The sequence below is a fragment of the Streptomyces sp. NPDC055013 genome, assembly GCF_053608645.1.
This window is the reverse complement of record NZ_JBSGVW010000005.1, coordinates 64681-88740: the sequence shown is the minus strand read 5'-3', so window position 1 is coordinate 88740 and position 24060 is coordinate 64681. Positions and strand designations below refer to the sequence as shown.

Sequence of the window (24060 nt, the reverse complement as noted above, 5' to 3'; positions counted from 1 at the left end):
GAACGTATCCCACCGGCTCGAACAGGCGCACTCCCTTTTCAGGGGGTCAGCCGTTGACTCACCAGGCGTGAGAGTCTGATGTGCGGTTGATCATGCACACATCTCATCCGCACGGGAGTGCCGCACAATGCTGGACTTGATCAAGGAGACCCTCGGCGAACTGGCCTGGGGACTCTTCGCGATCGTCGTGTTCCTCTGGTGGATCGGCGGTCCAGGGATGACAGCCTTCATCTGGAGCAACGGCGACAGGAGCTTCGCACTCCAGTTCCTGGCGGCCTGGGCGGCAGTCACCGCCCTGTACCTCACCGCGTCCCGACTGATCCGCCGCGCCCGCAGGAGTTAGGCGCGAGAGTTGGCCGCGTACGACACGAAGTCGGCCCAGGCCTGCGGGGCGAGCGCCAGTCGGGGGCTGGTGTGGCGGTACTTGGAGTCGCGGACGTGGATGGTGCGGGGTGCCATCGCGACCTCGACGCAGGAGTCGCCCTCGCTACTGCTGCTGTAGCTGCTCTTGAACCACGCCAGTTCGGAGGCGCCCATTCGGACCTCAGCCCTCGGACGCGTAGGCGACGAAAGCCGCCCAGCTCTCCGGAGTGAGGGCGAGTTGAGGGCTGGACTCACGGTACTTGGAGTCGCGGACGTTGATGGTGCGGGGCGCTATCGCAACCTCGACGCAGGACTCGCCGTCGGTGCCGCCGCTGTAGCTGCTCTTGAACCACGCCAGTTCGGAAACATCTCCGACGGAGGCCTTGCCGATCATGTTTCTCCCAGCAGTCTCTCGATGAAGGCCAGCGACTCCCGCGGTGGGAGAGCCTGCGCCCGGATGGTGCCATACCGCAGCTCAAGGATGCGAAGCTGCTTCGGATCGGTGATCGGCCGCCCGCTAAACGCCCCGTCGGAACGCCCCACCGCCGTACCGTCCGCAAACTTCAGCAACTCGATCCTGCCGTCCAGGCCCGGGTGAGCGTCGGTGTTTGTCGGCATGACCTGAAGCGTGACGTTGTTCAACCGCCCCACCTCCAGCAGACGTTCGAGCTGGCGTCGCCACACCATTGTGCCCCCGACCTGTCGGCGCAGCGGGGCCTCTTCCAGGACGAAGTGGATCGAAGGGGCCGGATCACGTTCGTAGACCGACTGCCTGGCCAAACGAGCCGCCACCATACGTTCCACATCGTCCGGCGCGTAGGGCGGTTGCGCTGCCTCGATCACGGCCCGCGCGTGCTCCGGCGTCTGCAACAGCCCAGCGATGATGTTGCACTCGTACACGCCGATCTCGACCGCCTTGGCCTCCAGCGTCCCCAGCTCCCGCACCTTCTTCGGATACAGGACCTTCTGCACGTCCTCCCACGTCGCCGCAATAAGCCCCCCGGCCCCCAACACCTCATCGGCCTTGACCAGATACTCCTGCCGAGGAATCCGCTTCCCACCCTCGATCTTGTAGACCAGGTCCTCCCCGTACCCGACCGCCCTCCCGAACTCCGCGGCCCGCATCCCCACCGCCTCCCGCCGCAGCTTCAGCTGCCGCCCGACCGTCGCGATGACCGCCACGCCCCACTCGTCGTCAGGATCCACCTCCCAACCCGGCTCGTCCGCCTCCGTCTTGAGCCGTCCGGTGTCCGCCTCGACCGACATCCCGTACCCCTCCGTCGTACCGCCCCCGTGCTGCTGCGCCCTACCCGCACCCAACGCCCCGACAGCCCGGACACCACCGGACAAGCTCCGGACAGTCACCGTACGCACCCGCTGAGTCACTTGTTCACGGTAAGCACGCACGACCACGCTGAGTGAGGTGAACAGGAAATCCCCCGATCTCGTCACCCCCGTCCGCCACTTCAGCGTCCAGCTGTCCCCCACCCCGCGCGGCGCCCGCCTCGCCCGTCTCCTGGCCGGCGAGCAACTCCGCAGCTGGGGCATGCCGTTGGACCCGGCGACGCACATCGTGGCCGAGCTGGCGAACAACGCCGCCACACACGGCCGCGTCCCCGGCCGGGACTTCCTGCTGCTCCTGTACGTCGTCGGCGGCACCCTCCGCATCGAAGTCACCGACACGTGTGGCGATCGGCCACCGAACCCCCAACACCCCACCCCCGACGCTGAGTCCGGCCGTGGACTCACCATCGTCGAGGCGTTGGCCGACCGCTGGGGCACCTCACCGGGGCTGCCTCCGCGCAGGACGGTCTGGGCCGAAGTCGCCTTGCCACCGGACCACAGAAACCCGTTCTCCGGTGGCACGCGCGGTCTCCCTCAAGGAACAGACCAGTGAAAGAACCCCACCAAGCCCCACCCCTCCCGCCCACGGCGTCGCAAACTCACCCAACCGGGTGAACATCATCAACTCGGCTGGATTCGGGGCAGGTTGCCTGCCTTACGCTCGCCGCAACACAACCGCAGACATACGACGGCCCTCGCCGGGACGGCAATCCCAGTGCGAGGGCCTGACCACCAAGGAAGTAGCAGCCTTCCCGATGGACACTCAAAACCCTAGCGCGCCCCTGCGCGCCCAGTCCCCTATCGCGGGCAAAAACCACCCCCACGCGGGCGGTCTCATCCACGACAACGCCCGCCACACCACCCGCTTCACCGTGATCGGCAATCACCTCGCCCAGCACCCGGAGCTGTCCGGCCTCGCGATCGGGCTCGGCGTCTACATCCAGTCGCTTCCGGCGGGCGCCCGCGTCGACATCAAGACCCTCGCCGCCCGCTTCCCCGAGGGCACGACCCGTATCGCCGCAGCCCTGCGCGAGCTGGAGACCCACGGCTACCTGCGCCGCGAACGCCAACGCACCTCCGCCGGCCGCATCGTGACCCGCACGGTCTCCTGCAACCAGCCAGGTCACCGCCGTACGCAGGACCACCAGGCCGCGCCGCCTCGGAAGAAGCGAACCCCGGGACCCCGCAAGCCCCTGCCTGCCGTACCGCAGCCCGCCTACCCGGCCCCCGCCCTCCTCCAGACGGCCACGGACCTCCTCGCGGACCTCCGCCACCACGATCCCCGTCTCCTGCTCAGCGAGCGCGACACAGCCCACCTGGCCCCTGGTGTCGCCGCATGGCTGGAACGCGACATGACCCCCACCGCCGTACGCCACGCCCTGACCGCCGACCTACCGGACCCGCTGTGCCGCCCGGCAGCCCTCCTTGCCCACCGCCTCACCGCCCAGCTACCGCCCCCACCCCCGTACCGCGCCCCAGCGCCACCGCCGACCGTCCGCCACCCGCTCCAGACCTGCGAAGGTTGCGACCGCGCCTTCCGCTCACCCACCTCAGGAATCTGCCGTGACTGCCGCCATGCCCTTGCCACCGCCGCCTGAGCCCATCGCATCCTGTTCCCCGCGCTCCGGCCGGATACTCTGGCCGGGGCACCCTCCGGAGGACACCATGAGCACTCAGGCCGACCACGGAAGCGAACTGATCCCTCGTCCCGAACAGACCCCTGATGCTCTGCGTGCAGCCCTTGCCATCGTCGCGCCAGGCCGCCTGGACGAGATGCAGACCATGAAGGACGAGGCCTTCGCCAAGGCGGTCGAGTGGCAGTCTGTGAGCCCGGTGAAGGGCTGGGTTCTGGCCTGGGCCAGGGATATCGAGATCGCCCGTCGGCCGGACCTGTCCGCCCGCTACGCCTGGGCACAGGACAACTTGGAACACGAGGACTCCGCCATTGCGTGGGAGGCTCTTCGCGAGTTGAGTGCGGTCCTCGACGAGGCGTTGAAGGCAGTTCGCGAGTGAGCTGGAAATGGGAGTACGCCTTCGGCGCCGAAGAGTCGGCCCGTACCGCTCCCGCAGATTTCCTCGCCGCTGTGGCACGCAAGGCCGACGAGCTGGTCAGGGCGGCCGAAGCTCTCCACGTCCACGGCCGAGCCCACGACGGAGTCGACCCGAAGGGCGGCATCGTGAACGTCACCGGCGGCATGTTCACGTACCAGGTCGTCGTGCGCAGCGAGCGGATCTATGTCGTCCAGATCACGTTCCTGGGTTTCTGAACGGTTCCGGAGGCAACCGGATTGAACTCGCACCGGTACCGGGCCATGCGCGACCTCGTGCAGTCCATTGACGACACCGTTCCCGGCAAATTCGAGATCACGAAGGAGGGGCTCGTCCACGACCCGGTGGCGCCCAACGGCCGCCACGAGCTCACCAGAGCACAACTCCGTAGGCGCCTGGAGAAGGTCATGCCTGAGGAGATCGTGGCCCACACGGGCGAACCCGACGTCGAGATGGCGCCGGAAGGCATCATGCGCCGCCCCGACGTAATGGTGATCACCATGGCGGACATGGAGGGAGACGGGTCCTTCGACCCACACACACTCATCGCCGCCATTGAGATCGTCTCTCGCTCCAACCCCGACAACGACTGGGTCACCAAGATGCGCGACTACCCCCTGATCGGCATCCCCGTCTACGCGGTCTTCGATCCTCGCACCGGCACAGGCGCCGTACTCACCGACATCCACGCAACCCCCGAAGGCCCTCGCTACGCGACCCGCAAGGACTTCGTGTACGGAGAGGACGTCACCATCGCGGAATGGACGATCTCAACCGAGGACCTGCCGCGGTACAAGCGCGAGGACGAGGGTGAAACAGGCGCGCCGCCGGCGTCCTGACCGCTACGAGTGCCCCAGCTCCCCCGAGTCCCCGTCCGCCCCCACCGACACCGATCCCGAGTCCGGTGCCGGGCGCAGCGGGAAGGGGTCCACGCGGGTCTCGTCGATCACCGGCGGAGCCGGGCGCGGGGGCTTGGGCATGATCGCGGCCTCGGAGTGGCCGCCGCAGCCGTACGTCAGGGACACCACACGGCCGTCGGCCGGAGCGAACTCGTTCGCGCAGACGCCGAAGGCCTGGCCCAGGGAGCCGCCGATCGGGGCCAGGAAGCCGCAGGTGACGCAGGAGGCCGGGGCCGCCTGGGCCATGGGGGTCTTGGCGCCGTACGTCTCCTCCCAGCGGTCCGCGGCGACGTGCAGGCCGTAGCGGGACAGGACGCGGGCGCGGCGCATGCCGAGTTCCTCGGCGACGGCGGCGATCGAGCCGCGGGAGGGCGCCGCCGGCAGGTTGGCGGGGGCGGTCGCGGTGAGGTCCGCGTCCTCCGCCTCGACGAGTTCCGCCATCTCGTGCGAGACCGGCGAGTTCGGTCCCGGTTCGTCCTCGCCGGTGTAGCCGGGCTCCAGGCGGAGGTCCTCGGCGTCCGTGGGGAGCAGGTCGCCCGGGCCCATGTCGCCGGGGCGCAGGCGCTCGCTCCACGGCACCCACTCGGGCGCGAGGAGGGCGTCCGGGCCCGGCAGGAGGACCACCTCGTCGAGCGTGACGACCTTCGCGCGTGAGGCGCGGGTCACCGTCACCGCCCAGCGCCAGCCGCGGTACCCGAGCTCCTTGCACTCGAAGAAGTGCGTGACAACGCGGTCGCCCTCGGAGACCAGACTCGCGTGCTCGCCGACCACGCCGGGCGCGGCGGCCTCCTCGGCGGCACTGCGGGCGAGGTCGACCGCCTCGGCGCACAGACGGTCGGGGGTGCGGCTTCGCGTTGTCGCTGCGCTCACAGGTATCGCTTCTCTCCTACGCCGTCTCTCGGGTGCGGTGCCTTGAGGCGATCGAGCAGACGGAGCGGACCTGTGGGCCGCGTCGACGTCCGCGTCCGAATCACGCTCGGGCGCACCTACGTCATCCATTGTGCGGGATGGCTGAGATACGCACGCTACCTGCTCCGGGGCGCTGGGCCTACACCGACGGCCCTTTCACCGTGCGCGGCGGGATACGGAACCCTTGCCACCGGGCCATGAGTTGCCCCGTACGAATCCGAGTCGCTGCCCTCCATACGCGCCGTAACCGCGATAGCCACCCCCATCTCGGGGCACTATTGCGTCGTGGCAACCGCGAGGCAGCCCCAAGGAGCCACCGGCATCGGTGGCGCCAAGGGCGGCCGTGATCGAGGTGGCGGAACGGGCCGAAGGCGCGGCTCCCTCCGCGCGCTCGGCCGTGCCCTGCACCTCCCGTTCACCGGCCCGGCACGCGGCATCCGCAAGGCCACCCACGCGCACGGTGCCGGCGAGTCCGGTCTCGGCAAGCTGATCGAACTGCACGCGGTGAACGGCGCCGGGGACATGATGATCACCGTCGCCCTCGCCTCCACCGTCTTCTTCTCCGTCCCCACCGACGAGGCCCGCGGCCGGGTCGCCCTCTACCTCGGCATCACCATGGCGCCGTTCACGGTCCTCGCGCCCGTGATCGGCCCCCTCCTCGACCGCATCCCGCACGGCCGCCGCGCCGCGATGGCCGGCGCCATGTTCGCCCGGGCGATGCTCGCGCTGGTGCTGGCCGGGGCCGTCGCCACCGGCAGCATCGAGCTGTATCCGGCCGCGCTCGGCGTCCTGGTCGCGTCCAAGGCCTACGGCGTCGTCAGAAGCGCCGTGGTCCCCCGGCTCCTGCCACCCCGCTTCTCCCTGGTGAAGGCCAACTCCAGAGTCACCCTCGGCGGCCTCCTCGCGACGGGCATCGCCGCCCCCATCGGCGCCGGACTCCAGGCGCTCGGGCCGCGCTATCCGCTCTACGGCGCCTTCCTGATCTTCGTCGCCGGCACGATCCTGTCCTTCACCCTGCCGCCGAAGGTCGACTCGGCCAAGGGCGAGGACACCGCCCTGCTGGCGGCCGACGAGCAGCATCTGCACGGGCCGCACCGCCAACCCGTCAAGCGCCCCGGGCTGCGCACCGTCGGCATCGCCGTCACCCACGCCCTCGGCGCCAACGCCGCCCTGCGCTGCCTCTCCGGCTTCCTGATCTTCTTCCTCGCGTTCCTGCTGCGCGAGCACCCGATGTCCGGCCAGAGCGCGGCCGTGTCGCTGGGCATAGTGGCCGTCTCGGCCGGGGTCGGGAACGCCTGCGGTACCGCGGTCGGCGCATGGCTGCGCTCGCGGGCGCCCGAGATCATCATCGTCACGGTCGTGGGCTTCGTGCTGCTCGCGGCGATCACCGCCGCGATCTTCTTCGGTGCGATCGTGGTGGCGTTCCTGGCGGCGACCGCCGGGTTCGCCCAGGCGCTGGCCAAGCTGTCCCTGGACGCGCTGATCCAGCGGGACGTGCCCGAACTGGTCCGTACGTCGGCCTTCGCGCGCTCCGAGACGCTGCTGCAGGTGTCCTGGGTGCTCGGCGGCGCCATCGGCATCGTGCTGCCGCTGAAGGGCTCCCTGGGGCTGCTGGTCGGCGCGACGATCGTCGCCATCGGCTGGCTGACCACCATCAAGGGTCTGATCGGTTCGGCGCGGCACGGCGGCCACAGCCACCCGCGCGTGAGCTGACACGATCCGTCCGCCGGCAAGGCCCCACGGCACACCGCCCGCGCGTACCGCCATCGGCAGCGTGCCGCCGCTCAGTGGCTCCCCGGGCCCACCGGCCGGCTGACCACCATCAAACGCCTGATGGCCCGACAGGCGTCGAGGACATGATCGACTCGACCCCGCACGACGGCCACAGCCACCCGCGCGTGACCTGAGGCGCGGTCCCCCGGCCCGGCCCACGGCACGCCGCCCCCCGCGTAGAGAGAGCGTCACACGCGCCCGATAACCTTCGCCCATGACCACGCTGCAATCCGAAGTGCGACGCCGCCGCGCGCTCGCCGCAGCCGGCGCCGTTTCCGCCGGACTGCTCGTCCTGTCGGCCTGCGACAAGCCGACGCCGCTGGCCACGGTCACCGTCGGCAGCTCCTCCGTCCACTCGCAGGCCACCTGCGGCGGCGAGGGCAAGGCCGTGAAGACCGCGGACCTGGCCGGCTGCCTGAAGGACAAGGGCATCGAGTCCATCAAGGTGGACCCGGACGAGACCGTGCGCTTCGGTGTCGACCCGGAGATCGCGGACGAGGGCTGGACGATCCTCATGAACGGCCAGCCGCTCACCGACTCCAGCACGAAGACCTACCGCACCGTCCCGGGCAGCGTGTTCTTCAACGCCCAGTACGGCGCGAGCGGCGACTCCACGCTGGTCTCCATCAAGGAGGGCGAGCAGGACGTGACGGGCCTGTGGTCCTTCAAGCTCGAGAAGGACAGCTGATCCCTGCCGCTGGGCTGCACGTGCTGGTGGCCACCGCCGTCCCCGTGGAGAGGGACGCGGTGGCCCAGGCGTTCGCGGCAGCCGCGGACGAGGGGCGGGTGCTGCTGGGGTCCGCCGACCCGGCACCCGACGCGACCGGCCGCGGTCGGCCGGTCATCGACCTCGTCGCCGTCGGAGTGGGCCCGGCCCGGGCCGCGGCCACCACCGCGTCGGCCCTGACCACGGCCGCCCGCGACGGCGCGCCCTACGGCCTGGTCGTCTCCACCGGCATCGCCGGCGGCTTCGCGCCCCACGCCCCCGTCGGCTCGCTCGTCGTCGCCGACGAGATCACCGCTGCCGACCTGGGCGCCGAGACCCCCGACGGCTTCCTGCCCGTCACCGAGCTGGGCTTCGGCACCGTCACCCACCGTCCGCCCGAAGCACTCGTACGGGAAGCGGCGGCCGCCACCGGCGCACGCTCCGGCGCCGTCCTCACCGTCTCCACCGTGACCGGCACCGCCGTCCGCGCCGCGCGGCTGCGCGAGCGCCACCCCAGCGCCCTGGCCGAGGCCATGGAGGGCTTCGGTGTCGCCGAGGCCGCCGCCGCGCACGGCACGCCCGTGCTGGAGCTGCGCGCGATCTCCAACCCCGTGGGCCCGCGCGACCGCGCCGCCTGGCGCATCGGAGACGCGCTGGCGGCCCTCACCGAGGCCTTCGGGAAGCTCACGCCCGTCCTGGAGAGTTGGCAATCACATGACCGGTGAACAGCAGCGACAGTCCCTGCGGATCGCGTACTCGCCCTGCCCGAACGACACCTTCGTCTTCGACGCCCTCGCCCACGACCGGGTGCCCGACGCCCCCGCGCTCGACGTCACCTTCGCGGACATCGACATCACCAACGGCATGGCCGAGCGCGGCGAGTTCGACGTGCTGAAGGTGTCGTACGCCGTGCTGCCGTACGTCCTCGACGAGTACGCCCTGCTGCCCTGCGGCGGCGCGCTGGGCCGGGGCTGCGGCCCGCTGGTGCTGACGCGCGAGCCGGACGTGGACCTCGGCGGCCGTACGGTCGCCGTGCCGAGCGAGAAGTCGACGGCGTATCTGCTGTTCCGCCTGTGGGCCGCCGACACGCTGCCCTCCGGGGTGGGCGAGATCGTGGTCATGCCGTTCCACGAGATCATGCCCGCCGTGCGGGACGGGAAGGTCGACGCGGGGCTCGTCATCCACGAGGCGCGCTTCACGTACCAGAATTACGGGCTGCACAAGCTCGCGGACATGGGCGAGCACTGGGAGGACACCACGGGGCTGCCCATCCCGCTGGGCGCGATCATCGCCAAGCGCTCCCTGGGCGCACGGCGGCTGACGCTCCTGGCCGACTCGATCCGCAGCTCCGTGCGGGCCGCCTGGGACGACCCGGAAGCCTCCCGTGCCTACGTCATGGAGCACGCCCAGGAGATGAACCCCGCCGTCGCCGACCAGCACATCGGCCTGTACGTCAACGAGTTCACGGCGGACCTCGGCGACGACGGCTACGCGGCCGTGCGGGGCCTGCTGACACGCGCGGCGGCGGAGGGGCTGACCCCCGCGCTCGGACCCGAGGCGCTGTCGTTCCCCTGAACCTCACCCGGCCGTGCACGGGCTGCTCACACGTGCCGCGGCCGAGGGGCTGGTGCCGCCCCTCGGCCGGGATGCGCCGGATTCCCCCAGGAAATCCAGGGGTGCGCGGGAGCTATACGTCGAGCTGGTCGGCGACCGCGCGGAGGAGGCCGGCGATCTTCTTGCCGGCGGTCTTCTCGGGATAGCGGCCCCGCTCCAGCATCGGCGTGATGTTCTCGAGGAGGGTCGTCAGATCCTGGACGATGGACGCCAGTTCGTCCGGCTTCTTTCGCTGGGCCGCCGCGACCGAGGGGGTCGGGTCGAGGATGGTGACCGAGAGGGCCTGGTCACCGCGCTGACCGGCGACCACCCCGAACTCCACTCGCTGTCCCGGCTTGAGTACGTCGACTCCGGCGGGGAGGACCGAGGAATGGACGAAGACGTCACCGCCGTCGTCGCGGGAGAGAAAGCCGAAGCCCTTCTCGCTGTTGAACCACTTGACCTTGCCGGTAGGCACGTCTGTCCTCGTCCTCGTACTCGTCGGAAAACTGCTTCTGAAAACGGCTCTTGATAGCACTCAGCGGGTCGACCATGACCCGCCGCTACCAAGGCTAATGCTCCCGGAGCCGGTGACAAGACGTCGCCCGGTTGTTCCTTCGCGCAGGGAACTACCCTGGTCCGGTGCGTGACAAAACCCAAACGAATTCCGCCGCTCCCGGCGACCGACTGATCCGTGCCGGTGCGGTCCTGTTCTTCATCGGTGCCGTGGCCACTCTGGTCACGGTGGCCCCGTTTTTGCTCGATACGACGCCATTTCCGACCTACATGTTCGGACTGAGCATGCTGATGGGCGTCGGATTCCTCGTCGCAGGTATCGGCGTGCTGCAGTCGGCCGCGGCCGGACGACGTCAGGCGCGGGGTGCTTCGAGGTAGCGGGCCAGCCAGCCCGGGAACTCCGTCAGGTCCGTGAGGACCACGTCCGCGCCGAGCGCGCCCAGCTGATCCGTGCTGAACGGCCCCGTCGCCACCGTGACCGACAGGGCGTCGGCCGCGCGGGCGGCGCGGACGTCGCCCTCGTGGTCGCCGACGTAGACCCCCGCGTCGTGCTCACGCAGGGCCACCGCCTTCTGCTCGGCCCAGAGATTGCCGATCACCGCGTCCGGCTCGATGCCGAGGTGCTCCAGGTGCAGCTTGGCGTTCGGCTCGTACTTGGCGGTGACGACGATCGCGCGCCCGCCGGCGGCCCGTACGGCGGCGATCGCCTCACGCGCGCCCGGCAGGGCGGGGGTCGCGGTGATGGCGATCGTCGAGTACATCGCGCGGTACCGGTCGGCGATGGCCGGAACCTGCTCCGCCGGGAACCAGTTGACCAGCTCCTCCTCCAGCGGCGGCCCGAGCCGTGTGATCGCGAGGTCGGCGTCTATGTACGTCCCCGTGCGCTCGGCCAGCGCCGTGTAGCAGGCGTGGATGCCGGGGCGGGAGTCGATGAGGGTCATGTCGAGGTCGAAGCCGACGGTGAGCCGGGGCGGGGTCGAGGAGGCCATATGCGCCATTGTGCCCAGGCCGGGGGCGGGGCAGACACCGGGTGGGTGTGACCTGCATCCACCTGGCGCCGCACCTCGCGGACGCCTACTTCGCCCGCTGTGACCGCCAGACGATGAACAGCGCCGACGCCACCGCCGCCCCGCGCAGCACCCAGGGCCAGGTGTCCGAGAGGGCGGCGTTCATGTGGCCCTCGGCGATGGGGTCGCCCCAGCGGCCGTCGGTGCGGCCCCACAGCCAGGCGACGCCGGCCGTGAGGGCGAGGCCGGGCAGGATCACGACCGCCCACTTGGTCTCGGCGTCGCTCAGGCGCCGGGAGCCCCAGGCGATGAGCCAGCCGAGCAGCAGGACGACGAGGTTGCCGAGGACGGCGCCGGCGACGAGGAGGCCGGCGGAGAGCAGCAGGAGGGGGTTGCTCCAGCGGCTGGTGGGCAGCGTCGGGCGTCGCGGGATGAAGCGGCGGCGACGGGGGGCGGGGTCCGCTTCCGGAACGTCGGCCTCCGCGGCGGCGGCCTCCTCGGGCTCCTCGACGGGTGCCTTCTTGCGGAGCAGCGCCTCCTGCTCCTTGGTGGGCGGACGCCTGAGCATCTCCGGGATCTCGACGCCGCCGACGAAGCCGGGGACGTCGTCGCCGGGCCCGAAGGCGCTGCTGTCCACCCGCCACCAGTCCGGTTGGAGCGCGCTGCCCCCGAGGTCGGCCGTGCTCGCGAGGTGGGGCGGCGGGGGCGCGTCGTCGGGTGCCGTCGGGGCCTGCGCGGGGCGAGGGCGCGGCACCAGCCGGCGCAGGCCCTTGGGGCGCTCCTCCTCGGCGTGCTCGTCCCGGCCCTGCGGCTGTACGGGCACGGAGGCCACCGGTGCCTGCGGTACGGGGGCGGTACCCCCGGCGGCCGCGACGATCTCGTCCGGTGTGCCGAGCCGGGCGATGATGCGGCGGACGGCGGCGGGGCTGTCGACGGCTGCCTTGGCACGGCGCCGGTCGATCTCGCCCCGCAACTCGTTGACCAGACGCATGCGGGTGGCCGACGGCAGCTGACGCTGCTGAGCCACGTCACCGACGCGGCTCAGATACTCGTAGACGACCTGGTCGCTCTCGATCCCCACGAAGTCCCCTCCGGGGTGGGTGTGCTGAAGCCCCGTGGGGACGACGTTAGCGCAGCGCAGGGTGTGCGGGGCGGGTCAGACCGGCCGGCACTCCCCCGCGTCCTGCGCCTCGGAGCACAGGCCGTGGCCGTGCTCGTGAAGGATGTCGCGCCCGCTCTGCTGGGTGAGGAAGTTGAGGAAGGCCGCCGCGACGGAGCCGGCCGGGGCCTCGCCGTAGGTGTAGGCGAACTCGGTCTGCCAGTAGGGATAGTTGGTGTCCTCGACGCCTTCCGCCGTGGGCTCCCTGCCGTCGATCTTCAACTTGACGAGCCGGTCGGCGGCCTTGTGGCCGGCGACTCCCGCGGCCTCGCTGTAGCCGATGGCACCGGGCGTCGAGGCACTGGTGTTCAGCATGGTGTCCGTGCTGGTGACCTCGCAGCGGCCGTACCGGCCGGACTTCAGGGCCGCGCAGTCGGTCACCGTGAACTGGGGCGGTTCCCTGCCGTCCAGGACCTTGGCGACGAGGGTGCTGCGGGTGCCGGAGCCCGGGTCGCGGTTGATCAGGTGGACGGGGACGTCGTTGCCGCCCACCTGGGACCAGTTCGTCACCCGGCCGGCGAAGAGGTCGCGGATCTGGGCCAGCCTCAGGTTCTCCACGCCCGCGTCCTTGTTGACGACGAGGGTGAACACGGAGAAGGCGACGGGCTTGGGGACCAGCCGGGGGTGGCCGTCGGAGGCGAGGCCGTCGGTGAACGCGATGTGGTCGGCGAGGCCGTCGCCGACCTGGACCCCGGCGTTCTTGCCGGCCTGGTCCAGGTCGGTCACACCGTCGGTGCTGCCCTTGAAGGTGTCGTCGGCGAGCGGAATCGACACGCCCGCCCCCTCGCACCGCTTGAGGTAGTCCTCGGCGGCGGCCCGCACGGCGGGTGCGAAGGCGGTGGAGCCGTGCAGGCGGAGGGTGCCGCCGACGCAGTCCAGCGGGGGCCTGCGGTCCTCGCGCAGGAACAGCGTGAAGAACGCCTGGAGGGCCACGGCCGCCGTCAGGAACGCGATGGCGAACCAGGCCGGCCGGGAGGCGAACAGATGGCTCTCGGTCCTGGCCAGCTTGAACCGGAACACCTTCAGCAGCGGGTCGAACCAGCGCCGGTCGGTGCCGACGGCGCCGACGATGTCCGGCTTGGGAAAGGGCTCGGCGCTGTCGTCGCCCTGCCAGCTCTCCAGGATCACCAGCACCTTGTACTCGGCACCCCGGGGCAGCTTGACCTTCGGCAGTTCGATGACGCCCTCGCGCCTGGCCGGGTTGTTGCGGAAGCCGAAGCCCGGGGCCCCGCGCCTGAAGAACCGGCGCAGCTCGCGCTGGCTCAGCTCGGTGACCACCAGCCCCGCGACCTGCCGGCGGCGGAAGGTGACCCATATGCCGCTGGGGTCGTTCTCGTCGGTCAGGTAGTCACTGGCCTCGATGGGGGCGGATCCGGCGTTCTCGATGCGCAGCAGCACGAAGGAGGGATTCTTCAGCCGGTGGCCGTCGCGCTGCAACTGCTCCAGGATCTCGGCGTGCTCGGACTGCGTGTCGTCCGCGGCGAGGGTGTCCATCTGCACCCGGTAGCCGAGCCGCTTACGGCCGACGATGGCGAACTCCCACAGGAATGCCGCGACCGGGAACGTGAGACTCAGGATCGCGATCCACTGCTCGACCTGCTCGCTCACCGCTGGAACCCCCAATTCCATTGAGCCGTGAAGTAGTTGACCGGGAGCCCAGGGTGACGAGTGGGGATGACATGGTGCCAGGGGTGCCGGATTCCTCCGGATGATGTTCATCCGGAGGCCATTTGCGAAACGTTCCGTTCGCCGTCCGGGCGGCGGTCCGGGCGGTCGGCACACCCCCTGCTCCGGCCCCCACCCGCTAGATTTGGTCGGATGAGCGACCCGGCTGCACCGCCCCGTTCCCTCGCGGAAGCCCTCCGCGTGCGGGACGACGCCTCCCTGGCCGTGCTGCTGCGCAGCCGGCCCGATCTCATCACCCCGGTCCCCACCGACCTCACGCAGCTGGCGACGCGGGCCGGCACCCGGGCCTCCGTGGTGCGCGCCCTGGAGCGGCTGAACCGGTGCGCGCTGCAGACGGCGGAGGCGCTGGCGGTGGCGGCGGATCCGGCGACGTACGACGAACTGCTCGCGCTGATGGCCGGTGACGAGGGCGATCCGGCGGTCGCCGGGGCGCTGCCGCACGCCCTCGCGACCCTGCGCGACCAGGCCCTGGTCTGGGGCGCCGACGACCGGCTGCGGCTCGTGCGCACGGCACGTGAGCTGCTCGCGCCCTCGCCGCAGCACCCGTCCCCCACCGGACTGGGCCCGACCGTGCAGGAAGCCACCGCGGGCATGTCGCCGGGCCGCATCCAGGAGATCGTCACGACGGCCGGGCTGCCCTCGACCCACGACGCCGTGTCCGCGGTGTCGTCACTCACGGCCCTGTTCGGCGACCGGCGGCGCATGGCGGCCCTGCTCACCGGCGCGCCGGAGGAGTCCCGGGAGGTCCTGTCCCGGCTCGTGTGGGGTCCGCCGTACGGCCAGGTCACCGCCGACCCCGCGCCCCGCCTGCGCTGGCTCCTGGACCGCGGCCTCCTCCTGCCGACGGCGCCCGGCACGGTCGTACTCCCCCGCGAGGTGGCCCTGCATCTGCGGGCCGGCCGGGCGCACCGCACCACCGAGCCGCTGCCGCCGCCGGTCGAGGCGAGCTCGACACACCGTCCACAGGTTGTGGACGCGACCGCCGCCGGGCAGGCGTACACGGCGCTGGCGACCGTCGAGGAGCTGCTGAAGGACTGGGACGAGGGCGGTCCGACGGTGCTGCGGGCGGGCGGCCTGAGCGTGCGCGACCTCAAGCGCACCGCCGTCGCCCTCGACATGTCCGAACCCCTGGCCGCCTTCTGGGTCGAGCTCGCCTACGCCGCCGGACTGCTGGCCTCCGACGGCGAGGCGGACGAGCGGTACGCGGCGACCCCGGCCTACGACGAGTGGCTGGAACAGCCCGCCGCGCAGCGCTGGGCACTTCTCGCGGAGACATGGCTGACGGCGACGCGCACGTCGGGGGTGATCGGCGGGCGGGACGCCAAGGACCGCACGTTGTCGGCGCTGGGCCCGGGCCTGGACCGCTCCGCCGCGCCCGAGGTACGCCACCGGGTGCTGACCCTCCTGGCCGGACTGCCGGAGGGCGCGTCGCCGTCCGCCGAGTCGGTACTGGCCCGGCTGCGCTGGGAGCGGCCGCTGCGCGGGGCCCAGCGGGACGACGACCTGCGCGGCCGCCTCGCCCGGTGGACGCTCGGCGAGGCGGAGATGCTGGGGATCACGGGGCGCGGGGCGCTGTCGGCGCAGGGGCGGGCGCTGCTGGGCATGCCACTGCCGGAGCCCTTGCCCGAGGAACCGGCCGGTCCCGGCGACAAGCTCCCCGTGCATCACCGCCCGGCCCCGCCGCCCGAGCCCCTCTCCCCCGCCGAGCAGGCCACCGCCTCGGCCACCGCGGCCCGGCTCCTCGCCCCGCTCCTGCCCGAGCCGCTCGACCACGTGCTCCTCCAGGCCGACCTGACGGCCGTGGCGCCCGGGCCGCTGCAACGGCCGCTCGCCGCCATGCTGGACGTGCTCGCGGACGTGGAGTCCAAGGGCGGCGCGACGGTGTACCGGTTCACGCCCGGGTCGGTGCGGCGCGCCCTGGACGCCGGGCGCAGCGCCTCCGACCTGCACGCCTTCCTCGCCGAGCACGCGCGTACGCCGGTACCGCAGCCGCTCGCGTATCTGATCGACGACGTGGCCCGCAGGCACGGGCATCTGCGGGTGGGCGCCGCGTCGGCGTACGTCCGCTGCGACGACGACGCCGTGCTGAACGAGATCCTCGCCGACAAGCGGGCCGCGGGCCTGCGTCTGCGCCGCCTGGCGCCGACGGTGCTGGCCGCCCAGGCGGACCCGGCCGCGCTGCTGGAGGGCCTGCGCGCGATGGGTTTCGCGCCGGCCGCCGAGTCGGCCGAGGGCGACGTCCTGATCACCCGCGCCGACGCCCACCGCACCCCGCCGCGCACGGCGCCCGAGCCGGTCCCGGACGGCCCGCCGACGCCGGACGCCACCCTGCTGACGGCCGCGATCCGCGCCATCCGGGCGGGCGACCTCGCCTCCACGGCACCGCGCAAGCCCGCCGCCACCGGCGACTCCGCCGCGATGACCGGCGGCGAGCTGCCCCGCACCACCTCCGCCGAGACCCTCGCCACCATGCAGGCCGCCGTCCTGACCGGCGAGGCGCTGTGGATCGGGTACGTCAACGCCGAGGGCGCCGCGAGTCAGCGGGTGATCGCGCCGGTGCGGGTCGAGGGCGGGTTCGTGACGGCGTACGACCACACCGCGGACGAGGTGCGGACGTATCCGCTGCACCGGATCACCGGGGTCGCCGAGCTCGCGGACGACCAGGTCTGAGGCCGGGCCCGGCGGCTCACTCGTTCGGGGGTACGCGGCCGTTCATGCACGCCACGCCGGGTTTTTCCAACTCCTGGGGGACCTTTCGGGTGTGTCCGCATCGCGCCGGGTGGCGCAGGGCAGCCACCTCGTGTCCTGATCACGCTCAAGTGAGCGCAACAGAGAGGTAGTTGTCCATGCGCACAGCTCGTCGTCTTGCCACCGTCCTGGCCGCCGCAGCCCTGATGATCGGCGGTGCCCTCACCACTCAGGCCGCGGCGATCGGCGTCGACGTGGCCGGGCTGGTCATCGAGACGCCGCAGGTCTGACGCGACCGCAGCGCAGCCATCGGGCCGGCCCGGCGCACAGGGCCGGCCCGCCCGCCGGTCGCCCCGCCGCCTCCGTACGTGAAAGGCCCTGACTCCCCCATGCCTGCCAAGCGCCCCGCGCGCGCCCGTTCCGCAGCCGTCGCCGCCCTCGTCTCGGCGAGCGCGCTGGTCACCGTCCTCGCCCCGGAGGCATCGGCCGCCGCCTCCGCTCTCCCCCTGCCCCTGCCGGCCCCCGCCGGCGAGTCCCTGATCACCGAGGGCCTCACCGTCGAGGGACCGCTGATCAACAACGTCAGTCTGCCCACGCTGCGGTAGGGCGGCGCAGCCGATAGCTGTCGCCGTCGATCCGTACGACCTCGGCGTGGTGGGCCAGCCGGTCCACCATCGCGAGCGCGGAGGGGCCGCCGAAGATCTCCTCCCAGCGGCCGAGCGGGCGGTCGCCGGTCACGATCAGCGAGGCCCGCTCGTAGCGGTGCGCGACCAGCTGGAAGAACAGCGGCGCGGTCCCCGCCTCGAAGGGGGTGTAGCCGACCTCGTCGACGATCAGCACGGCGTGCTCGTCGAGCGCGGCCAGTTCCTCGGCGAGCCGTCCGGCGTCCCGTGCGCCGGCCAGCCGGGCGGCCCACTCCGCGGCGGTCGCGAACCGCACCGAGTGGCCGGCCTGGCAGGCCCGTACGCCGAGGCCGACGGCCAGATGCGTCTTGCCGGTGCCGGGCGGTCCGACGAAGACCACGTTGCGGCGGGCGGCGACGAAGTCCAGCTTGCCGAGCCGGGCCACGGCCTCCCGGTCGAAGGAGTGCGGGTGCTCGGAGTCGAACTCCTCCAGCAGCTTGCGCGCGGGGAAACCGGCGGCACGCACCCGCTCCTCGGCGCTCGGCTCGTCGTCACGTGCCGGGGCCTGCGCCGGGACGAAGACCTTCGCTGCGGGTTCCTCTGGGACGTGCGTCTGGTGTGCGTGCCCAGCGAGCCGCTCACTCTGCGCGGCCATCGGCCCCGACATGTACGCCAGGATCGCCGCCGAGGCGATGAACGCCATGTGGATCACCGTGCCCCACAGCAGTGCGTGCCGCGAGGTGTGGTGGACGTCCACGAACATCTGGAGCAGATGGACGGAGGAGATACCTACGATGGCCGTGGCGAGCTTGACCTTCAGCACGTTGGAGTTGACGTGCGAGAGCCATTCCGGCTGGTCGCGGTGGCCCTGGAGGCCGATGCGGGAGACGAACGTCTCGTAGCCGCCGACGATCACCATGATCAGCAGGTTGGCGATCATGACGACGTCGACGAGCTTGAGCACGGCGAGCATGACGTAGTTCTCGGTCGCCTGCCCGGTCACACAGCGGAGGATTAAGGTCCACAGCTCGTTGAAGAACTTGTAGACGTACACCCCCTGGGCGGCCACGAGGCCGAAGTAGAGCGGGGCCTGCAGCCAGCGGGTGGCGAACAGGGCGTACCCGAGGGTGGTGGTCGTGGGGGACGGATCACGCGAAGTGGGCTGCACGGTCGGCATTCTTCGCAGCCACCGCCGTACAGGTGAAACCACGCCACTCACAGGAATGAAAAGACATCCTGTAGGACTCCGGATTCGATCAGGAATCGATCAGGCACACTGGACGTTTGGTCGGGTGGCCGAGCGGAAGGACATACGCACGTGAACGGACCACTGATCGTCCAGTCGGACAAGACCCTGCTCCTGGAAGTCGACCATGAGCGGGCCGATGACTGCCGTCGGGCGATCGCCGCGTTCGCGGAGCTGGAGCGGGCACCCGAGCACATCCACACCTACCGGGTCACGCCGCTCGGCCTGTGGAACGCCCGCGCGGCCGGGCACGACGCCGAGCAGGTCGTGGACGCGCTGGTCACGTACAGCCGCTACCCCGTGCCGCACGCGCTGCTCGTCGACATCGCCGACACGATGGACCGCTACGGCCGTCTGACCCTCTCCAAGCACCCCACGCACGGCCTCGTCCTCACCACCACCGACCGCCCGGTCCTGGAGGAGGTGCTGCGCTCGAAGCGGGTCGCACCGCTCGTCGGCACCCGCATCGACCCGGACACCGTCGCCGTGCACCCCTCCGAGCGCGGCCAGATCAAGCAGACCCTGCTGAAGCTGGGCTGGCCGGCCGAGGACCTCGCCGGTTACGTCGACGGCGAGGCGCACCCGATCGAGCTGAACGAGGACGGGTGGGCGCTCAGGCCCTACCAGAAGCAGGCGGTGGAGAACTTCTGGCACGGCGGCAGCGGGGTCGTGGTGCTGCCCTGCGGCGCCGGCAAGACCCTCGTCGGCGCCGGCTCCATGGCGCAGGCGAAGTCGACGACCCTCATCCTCGTCACGAACACCGTCTCGGCCCGGCAGTGGAAGCACGAGCTGATGAAGCGCACGTCGCTCACCGAGGAGGAGATCGGCGAGTACAGCGGTACGAAGAAGGAGATCCGCCCGGTCACCATCGCCACGTACCAGGTGCTGACGACGAAGCGGAAGGGTGTCTATCCGCACCTGGAGCTCTTCGACTCCCGGGACTGGGGCCTGATCCTCTACGACGAGGTGCACCTGCTGCCCGCCCCCGTCTTCAAGTTCACCGCGGACCTCCAGGCCCGCCGCCGCCTGGGCCTGACCGCGACCCTGGTCCGGGAGGACGGCCGCGAGTCGGACGTCTTCTCCCTGATCGGCCCGAAGCGGTTCGACGCGCCCTGGAAGGAGATCGAGGCGCAGGGGTACATCGCGCCCGCCGACTGCGTCGAGGTCCGCGTCAACCTCACCGACGCCGAGCGGCTCGCGTACGCCACCGCCGAGCAGGAGGAGAAGTACCGCTTCTGCGCGACGACCGACACCAAGCGGAAGGTCACGGAGGCCATCGTCCGCCGGTTCGCCGGGCAGCAGATCCTGGTCATCGGCCAGTACATCGACCAGCTCGACGAACTGGGCGAGCATCTGAACGCCCCGGTCATCAAGGGCGAGACCTCCAACGCGCAGCGCGAGAAGCTCTTCAACGCCTTCCGGGAAGGCGAGATCAGCGTCCTCGTCGTCTCCAAGGTCGCGAACTTCTCCATCGACCTGCCGGAGGCCACGGTCGCCATCCAGGTCTCGGGCACCTTCGGCTCCCGCCAGGAGGAGGCCCAGCGCCTCGGCCGCGTCCTGCGCCCGAAGGCCGACGGCCACCAGGCCCACTTCTACTCGGTCGTCGCCCGCGACACCATCGACCAGGACTTCGCCGCCCACCGCCAGCGCTTCCTGGCGGAACAGGGGTACGCGTACCGGATCATGGACGCGGACGAGATCCTGGCGGAGGGGTAGCAGGCCAGGAGGGCGAGGCCGAGCAGCGCACAGAGCGGGTACGGCGACGCCGCCGGCTGCTGCCACCAGGGCAGTCGGAGGTCCCGGGCGCCCTCGTGCGGGAGCAGCCATATCGTGCGGGCCGTGAAGAGGAGGGCCGTTGCCGCCGCGAGGCGGGAGCGGCCCTCCGTCAGCAGTACGGCGGTCAGCGGGACGCACCACACCCAGTGGTGGGACCAGCTGATCGGCGAGACGAGCAGGGCGGTGAAGGCCGTCAGGAGGATCGCGTGGCTCTCCTCGGCGGCCCGCGCCGCCAGCCACAGCCCCATGGCCGTGACCGCGGCGGCCGGGAGAGCCCAGGCGAGGCCCGGCGCCGGGTCGCCCAGGGCCCGGGCGACCATCCCCTGCAGTGACTGGTTGTCGACGATCCAGACCTTGCCCACGCGATCCGTCTCGTAGAGGCGGCGGGTCCAGTAGTCGAGGCTCGCGGAGGGCAGGGCGAGGGCCCCGAGCGCGACCGTCCCCGCGAGGGCCGCGGCAGCCGTGCCCGCCTCCCGGCGTCGCCCGCGCAGCAGCAGATACGCGATGAAGATCGCCGGAGTCAGCTTGATCCCGGCGGCGATGCCGACCGCCGCACCCTTCCAGCGCGCGCCCGTCGGCCGCGTGAGGTCCCACAGCACCAGGCAGACCAGGGCGAGGTTGATCTGGCCGAAGAGCAGCGTCTGGAGGACCGGCTCCAGCCAGAGGGCCACTGCGGTGGCGGCGCACAGGGCGGGCGGGCGGAGCTTCGCAGGGCCGCCTGCCAGCCGGGCGGAGAGGTGGACGAGTACGGCGAGCATGAGCGCGTTGCCCGCCAGGAAGGCCGCCTTGAGGGTGGCGAGGGGAATCAGCGCCGTCGGGACGAAGAGGAGGGCCGCGAAGGGCGGGTAGGTGGCGGGGAGCTGCCACCGCGTGACGGTGAAGCCGTAGAGATCCTCGCCGCGGAGGACGGCTTCGCCTTCCGCCCGGTAGACCAGCGCGTCGGCCATCGGGAGGGGCTGGTGGGTGCAGAGTGCCGTGAGAGCGAGTAGGGAAACCGCCAGAAGGCAGTAGGGAGTTGCGGAATGTGATCGGCGGGTCACTCAGTGACCCTAGGCGTCACTTACGGCGGACGCCCGCCTCCTCGCCGTACTCACCGAGGACGATCACGTCGAAGGCCGCACCTGCGAACACCTTGACGGCACGCAGGGCTTCACCGAGGCGATGACGGTGGTGCCCCTGAAGCGCTGTGGCTCCACGGGGGCCCACGGGTGCTGGATGGATGGTTGCTGCGCTCATGTCTCCATGATGGATTCGCGGACATAAAGACGACATCGGCCTGTGGACCGAAGCGGCGCACCGCCTCCGTCCGTCTCCGGGCGGATGCCGTCCCCCAGGGAGGGAGACGGCGTCCCCTAGGGGTCGGAGGGGGTCGGAATATTCGTTGGCGATTGCCTTTCCCCTTCGCCTAAAATCTCCGCTCTTGCCCGCCTCCCCCGCGGAGTGCCGCCGCCCGGACGGAAACCGGTCGGCTCTCTCGATCACCTACCTGTAGGTCCCTCCGGAGGCACCCCCTTGTCCACGCCCGCCGACGACCCACTCGCCCCGCTCTCGCGAGAGCGCTCCCACCTGTCCGTGTCCCGTGCCGCCCTGCGGGCCATGCGCGAGGACGTCGAGTCCCTCGACATCAGCGATGTCACCGCGAACTGGGTCAACGCCGAAGTCCTGGCCCACCAGATCGACGAGCGCATCAAGGCCCTGGCCGACCTCAGCGACACCCCGCTGTTCTTCGGCCGGCTCGACTACCTGCACGCTCCCGGCGCCTCCGAGGCCGAGGGTGCGGAGGGTGAGCGCTTCTACATCGGGCGCCGGCATGTGCACGATGCCGAGGGCGACCCGATGGTCATCGACTGGCGGGCGCCGGTGTCCCAGCCGTTCTACCGGGCGTCCAAGAAGGACCCGATGGACATCGCGCTGCGCCGCCGCTTCGGTTACACGGGCGGTGACCTCACGGCGTACGAGGACGAGCACCTCTCCGACCCGGCGGAGGCCGCCCGCACCAGCAAGCTGCTCCAGCAGGAGATCGAGCGCCCGCGCGTCGGCCCGATGCGGGACATCGTGGCGACGATCCAGCCGGAGCAGGACGAGATCGTACGGTCGGGGCTCGGCGGCACGGTGTGCGTGCAGGGCGGTCCGGGCACGGGGAAGACGGCGGTGGGCCTGCACCGGGTGGCCTATCTGCTCTACGCCCACCGCGAGCGCCTCGCCCGCACCGGCACACTCGTCATCGGGCCGAACAGGTCCTTCCTGCACTACATCGAGCAAGTCCTCCCGGCGCTCGGCGAGTTGAGTGTCCGGCAGGCGACGGTGGACGACCTCGTGGCGCACGTCGAGGTGCGCGGTACGGACGACGCGGCGGCGGCCGTCGTCAAGGGCGACGCGAGGATGGCGGAGGTGCTGCGGCGCGCGGTGTACGCGCACGTGACCATGCCGACGGAGCCGGTGGTCGTCGTACGCGGATCGCGGCGGTGGCGTGTCCCGGCGTACGAACTCGAAGAGATCGTCCGTGAGTTGCTCGCCCGCGACATCCGCTACGGCGCCGCCCGCGAAGCCCTCCCGCAGCGCATCGCGCACGCCGTGCTGGTGCAGATGGAGCGGTCGGGAGAGGCGCCGGACGACCGGGTGCAGGACGCGGTGGCCCGCAACAGTGCGGTGAAGGCCGCGGTCAAGGCCATCTGGCCGCCGGTCGAGCCGGCGAAGCTGGTGCTGCGGCTGCTCGCCGACGCGGACTTCCTGGCCGAACACGCGGCCGGGGTCCTCGACGAGGACGAGCAGAAGACGATCCTGTGGGCGAAGCCGGCCCGGTCGGTGAAGGCCGCCAAGTGGTCAGCGGCGGATGCGGTGCTCATCGACGAGGCGAACGACATCGTGGCGCGTACGTCGTCCCTCGGCCATGTCGTGCTCGACGAGGCGCAGGATCTCTCGCCGATGCAGTACCGGGCGGTGGGCCGGCGTTGCACGACCGGTTCGGCGACGGTGCTGGGGGATCTGGCGCAGGGCACGACCCCTTGGGCGACGCGGAGCTGGGACGAGGCGCTGGCCCACCTCGGCAAGTCGGAGGGGGTCATCGAGGAGCTGACGGCCGGATTCCGCGTCCCGACGGATGTCATCGCCTACGCCTCCCGCCTCCTCCCCCACATCGCGCCCGGCCTGACACCGGTGGCGTCGATCCGTGAGAACCCGGGGTTCTTCGAGGTCCGCAAGGTGTCGGAGGCGTCCGAAGTCATCGCCGCGTGCGGGGAGTTGCTGCGCCGGGAGGGGTCGATCGGACTGATCGCCGCGGATGCGCGGGTCCCGGTGCTGACGGAGGGGCTCGCGGCTGCGGGGATCACCTATCTGGCGCCCGGCGAGGAGACGACCGAGCGGACCCGCTTGACGCTGGTACCGGCGTCGCTCGCGAAGGGTCTGGAGTACGACTACGTCGTCCTGGACGAGCCGCAGGCGGTGGTGGACGGGGAGCCGGATGAGCGGACGGGGTTGCGGCGGTTGTATGTCGCGCTGACTCGGGCGGTGTCGGGGTTGGTCGTCGCGCATGGGGGGTCGTTGCCGCCACAGCTCTCCTGACCAGTCGTACCCGGCGTCCCGTCTTTCAGCGTTCAACGAAACTGCCGCCAAAAGGCCCTCACTGAAAAGAGCTTCACCGAGTACATTGGTAATAAGAGGGACAAAACGGGGTTGATGACGATGGATGCACTCATATCGTCGGCAGCCACGGCCTTGGTGGGG

The 24060-nt window shown here is 71.2% G+C and carries 26 protein-coding genes and 1 pseudogene; 16 read left to right on the top strand and 11 right to left on the bottom strand.

Annotation, left to right across the window (positions count from 1 at the left end):
• The first annotated feature begins 127 nt into the window (after positions 1 to 127).
• Positions 128 to 343 carry a hypothetical protein gene (locus ACWGDB_RS08510; RefSeq protein WP_453821729.1) on the top strand — a complete coding sequence of 72 codons (216 nt, stop codon included), beginning with the start codon at positions 128 to 130 and terminating at the stop codon, positions 341 to 343.
• Here the strand turns inward: ACWGDB_RS08510 and ACWGDB_RS08505 are convergent.
• From ACWGDB_RS08505 to ACWGDB_RS08495, 3 genes are read right to left on the bottom strand one after another with little or no spacing between them, the layout of a single operon-like run.
• Positions 340 to 537 (bottom strand): DUF397 domain-containing protein, encoded by a 198-nt coding sequence (locus tag ACWGDB_RS08505; protein ID WP_453821728.1) that lies wholly within the window; start codon positions 535 to 537, stop codon positions 340 to 342. The genes ACWGDB_RS08510 and ACWGDB_RS08505 overlap by 4 nt on opposite strands.
• A gap of 7 nt (positions 538 to 544) precedes the next feature.
• Positions 545 to 757: a DUF397 domain-containing protein gene (locus ACWGDB_RS08500; protein ID WP_453821727.1), complete on the bottom strand. Its 213-nt coding sequence runs from the start codon at positions 755 to 757 to the stop codon at positions 545 to 547.
• Positions 754 to 1629, bottom strand: coding sequence for a helix-turn-helix domain-containing protein (locus tag ACWGDB_RS08495; RefSeq protein ID WP_453821726.1), 876 nt, complete (start codon positions 1627 to 1629; stop codon positions 754 to 756). The genes ACWGDB_RS08500 and ACWGDB_RS08495 overlap by 4 nt, the downstream gene beginning before the upstream one ends.
• Positions 1630 to 1786: 157 nt before the next feature.
• Between ACWGDB_RS08495 and ACWGDB_RS08490 the strand changes: the two genes are divergently transcribed.
• The 5 genes from ACWGDB_RS08490 to ACWGDB_RS08470 all read left to right on the top strand — a co-directional run bounded on the left by ACWGDB_RS08490 (position 1787) and on the right by ACWGDB_RS08470 (position 4595).
• Positions 1787 to 2260 carry an ATP-binding protein gene (locus ACWGDB_RS08490; protein WP_453821725.1) on the top strand — a complete coding sequence of 158 codons (474 nt, stop codon included), beginning with the start codon at positions 1787 to 1789 and terminating at the stop codon, positions 2258 to 2260.
• A gap of 202 nt (positions 2261 to 2462) precedes the next feature.
• On the top strand, positions 2463 to 3305 hold the full coding sequence (locus ACWGDB_RS08485) for a helix-turn-helix domain-containing protein (protein WP_453821724.1): 843 nt from the start codon (positions 2463 to 2465) through the stop codon (positions 3303 to 3305).
• Positions 3306 to 3372: 67 nt separating this feature from the next.
• Entirely contained in the window at positions 3373 to 3720 is a 348-nt protein-coding gene (locus tag ACWGDB_RS08480; RefSeq protein ID WP_453821723.1) for a hypothetical protein, read from the top strand.
• A complete protein-coding gene (locus ACWGDB_RS08475) occupies positions 3717 to 3974 on the top strand; it encodes a hypothetical protein (RefSeq protein ID WP_453821722.1) in 258 nt (85 codons plus the stop codon). The genes ACWGDB_RS08480 and ACWGDB_RS08475 overlap by 4 nt, the downstream gene beginning before the upstream one ends.
• A gap of 45 nt (positions 3975 to 4019) precedes the next feature.
• On the top strand, positions 4020 to 4595 hold the full coding sequence (locus ACWGDB_RS08470) for a Uma2 family endonuclease (RefSeq protein ID WP_453821721.1): 576 nt from the start codon (positions 4020 to 4022) through the stop codon (positions 4593 to 4595).
• 3 nt (positions 4596 to 4598) lie between these two features.
• On the opposite strand, the gene ACWGDB_RS08465 is transcribed toward ACWGDB_RS08470, so the two are convergent.
• Positions 4599 to 5525 carry a DUF3027 domain-containing protein gene (locus tag ACWGDB_RS08465; RefSeq protein WP_453821720.1) on the bottom strand — a complete coding sequence of 309 codons (927 nt, stop codon included), beginning with the start codon at positions 5523 to 5525 and terminating at the stop codon, positions 4599 to 4601.
• A 324-nt stretch (positions 5526 to 5849) separates the two neighbouring features.
• Here ACWGDB_RS08465 and ACWGDB_RS08460 point away from each other — a divergent pair, with 324 nt between their 5' ends.
• The 4 genes from ACWGDB_RS08460 (at position 5850) to ACWGDB_RS08445 (ending at position 9618) form a co-directional block, all read left to right on the top strand.
• A complete protein-coding gene (locus ACWGDB_RS08460) occupies positions 5850 to 7277 on the top strand; it encodes an MFS transporter (protein ID WP_453821719.1) in 1428 nt (475 codons plus the stop codon).
• Positions 7278 to 7551: 274 nt separating this feature from the next.
• On the top strand, positions 7552 to 8025 hold the full coding sequence (locus ACWGDB_RS08455) for a DUF2771 domain-containing protein (RefSeq protein ID WP_453821718.1): 474 nt from the start codon (positions 7552 to 7554) through the stop codon (positions 8023 to 8025).
• A 14-nt stretch (positions 8026 to 8039) separates the two neighbouring features.
• Positions 8040 to 8768, top strand: coding sequence for a futalosine hydrolase (locus ACWGDB_RS08450; RefSeq protein WP_453821947.1), 729 nt, complete (start codon positions 8040 to 8042; stop codon positions 8766 to 8768).
• On the top strand, positions 8758 to 9618 hold the full coding sequence (locus tag ACWGDB_RS08445; protein WP_453821717.1) for a 1,4-dihydroxy-6-naphthoate synthase: 861 nt from the start codon (positions 8758 to 8760) through the stop codon (positions 9616 to 9618). Before ACWGDB_RS08450 ends, ACWGDB_RS08445 begins: the two co-directional genes overlap by 11 nt.
• Before the next feature lie 112 nt (positions 9619 to 9730).
• On the opposite strand, the gene ACWGDB_RS08440 is transcribed toward ACWGDB_RS08445, so the two are convergent.
• Positions 9731 to 10114 (bottom strand): cold-shock protein, encoded by a 384-nt coding sequence (locus tag ACWGDB_RS08440; protein ID WP_328426909.1) that lies wholly within the window; start codon positions 10112 to 10114, stop codon positions 9731 to 9733.
• 164 nt (positions 10115 to 10278) lie between these two features.
• Between ACWGDB_RS08440 and ACWGDB_RS08435 the strand changes: the two genes are divergently transcribed.
• Positions 10279 to 10530 (top strand): hypothetical protein, encoded by a 252-nt coding sequence (locus ACWGDB_RS08435; protein WP_453821716.1) that lies wholly within the window; start codon positions 10279 to 10281, stop codon positions 10528 to 10530.
• Here ACWGDB_RS08435 and ACWGDB_RS08430 read toward each other — a convergent pair.
• The 3 genes from ACWGDB_RS08430 to ACWGDB_RS08420 all read right to left on the bottom strand — a co-directional run bounded on the left by ACWGDB_RS08430 (position 10506) and on the right by ACWGDB_RS08420 (position 13926).
• Positions 10506 to 11150, bottom strand: a complete 645-nt coding sequence (locus ACWGDB_RS08430; protein ID WP_453821715.1) for an HAD family hydrolase — start codon at positions 11148 to 11150, stop codon at positions 10506 to 10508. The two genes, ACWGDB_RS08435 and ACWGDB_RS08430, sit on opposite strands and share 25 nt — an antisense overlap.
• A gap of 76 nt (positions 11151 to 11226) precedes the next feature.
• On the bottom strand, positions 11227 to 12240 hold the full coding sequence (locus ACWGDB_RS08425) for a hypothetical protein (protein WP_453821714.1): 1014 nt from the start codon (positions 12238 to 12240) through the stop codon (positions 11227 to 11229).
• A gap of 75 nt (positions 12241 to 12315) precedes the next feature.
• Positions 12316 to 13926 carry a substrate-binding domain-containing protein gene (locus ACWGDB_RS08420; RefSeq protein ID WP_453821713.1) on the bottom strand — a complete coding sequence of 537 codons (1611 nt, stop codon included), beginning with the start codon at positions 13924 to 13926 and terminating at the stop codon, positions 12316 to 12318.
• A gap of 210 nt (positions 13927 to 14136) precedes the next feature.
• On the opposite strand from ACWGDB_RS08420, the gene ACWGDB_RS08415 reads away from it, so the two are divergent.
• The 3 genes from ACWGDB_RS08415 (at position 14137) to ACWGDB_RS08405 (ending at position 17297) form a co-directional block, all read left to right on the top strand.
• Positions 14137 to 16674, top strand: coding sequence for a helicase-associated domain-containing protein (locus ACWGDB_RS08415; protein ID WP_453821712.1), 2538 nt, complete (start codon positions 14137 to 14139; stop codon positions 16672 to 16674).
• 176 nt (positions 16675 to 16850) lie between these two features.
• The gene (locus ACWGDB_RS08410) at positions 16851 to 16982 is read left to right on the top strand and encodes a hypothetical protein (RefSeq protein ID WP_453821711.1); all 132 of its coding nucleotides are present in this window, start codon (positions 16851 to 16853) and stop codon (positions 16980 to 16982) included.
• Between the two features lie 99 nt (positions 16983 to 17081).
• Positions 17082 to 17297: a hypothetical protein gene (locus tag ACWGDB_RS08405; protein WP_453821710.1), complete on the top strand. Its 216-nt coding sequence runs from the start codon at positions 17082 to 17084 to the stop codon at positions 17295 to 17297.
• On the opposite strand, the gene istB is transcribed toward ACWGDB_RS08405, so the two are convergent.
• Positions 17275 to 18492 (bottom strand): IS21-like element helper ATPase IstB, encoded by a 1218-nt coding sequence (gene istB, locus ACWGDB_RS08400; RefSeq protein ID WP_453821709.1) that lies wholly within the window; start codon positions 18490 to 18492, stop codon positions 17275 to 17277. The two genes, ACWGDB_RS08405 and istB, sit on opposite strands and share 23 nt — an antisense overlap.
• A 141-nt stretch (positions 18493 to 18633) precedes the next feature.
• Between istB and ACWGDB_RS08395 the strand changes: the two genes are divergently transcribed.
• Positions 18634 to 20277 (top strand): DNA repair helicase XPB, encoded by a 1644-nt coding sequence (locus ACWGDB_RS08395; protein ID WP_453821708.1) that lies wholly within the window; start codon positions 18634 to 18636, stop codon positions 20275 to 20277.
• A gap of 284 nt (positions 20278 to 20561) precedes the next feature.
• Here ACWGDB_RS08395 and ACWGDB_RS08390 read toward each other — a convergent pair.
• Positions 20562 to 21284, bottom strand: a pseudogene (locus tag ACWGDB_RS08390) (glycosyltransferase 87 family protein); the annotation flags it as partial.
• 109 nt (positions 21285 to 21393) lie between these two features.
• The gene (locus ACWGDB_RS08385; RefSeq protein WP_328880869.1) at positions 21394 to 21573 is read right to left on the bottom strand and encodes a hypothetical protein; all 180 of its coding nucleotides are present in this window, start codon (positions 21571 to 21573) and stop codon (positions 21394 to 21396) included.
• Between the two features lie 276 nt (positions 21574 to 21849).
• Here ACWGDB_RS08385 and ACWGDB_RS08380 point away from each other — a divergent pair, with 276 nt between their 5' ends.
• On the top strand, positions 21850 to 23898 hold the full coding sequence (locus ACWGDB_RS08380) for a HelD family protein (protein ID WP_453821707.1): 2049 nt from the start codon (positions 21850 to 21852) through the stop codon (positions 23896 to 23898).
• The last annotated feature ends 162 nt before the right edge of the window (positions 23899 to 24060 follow it).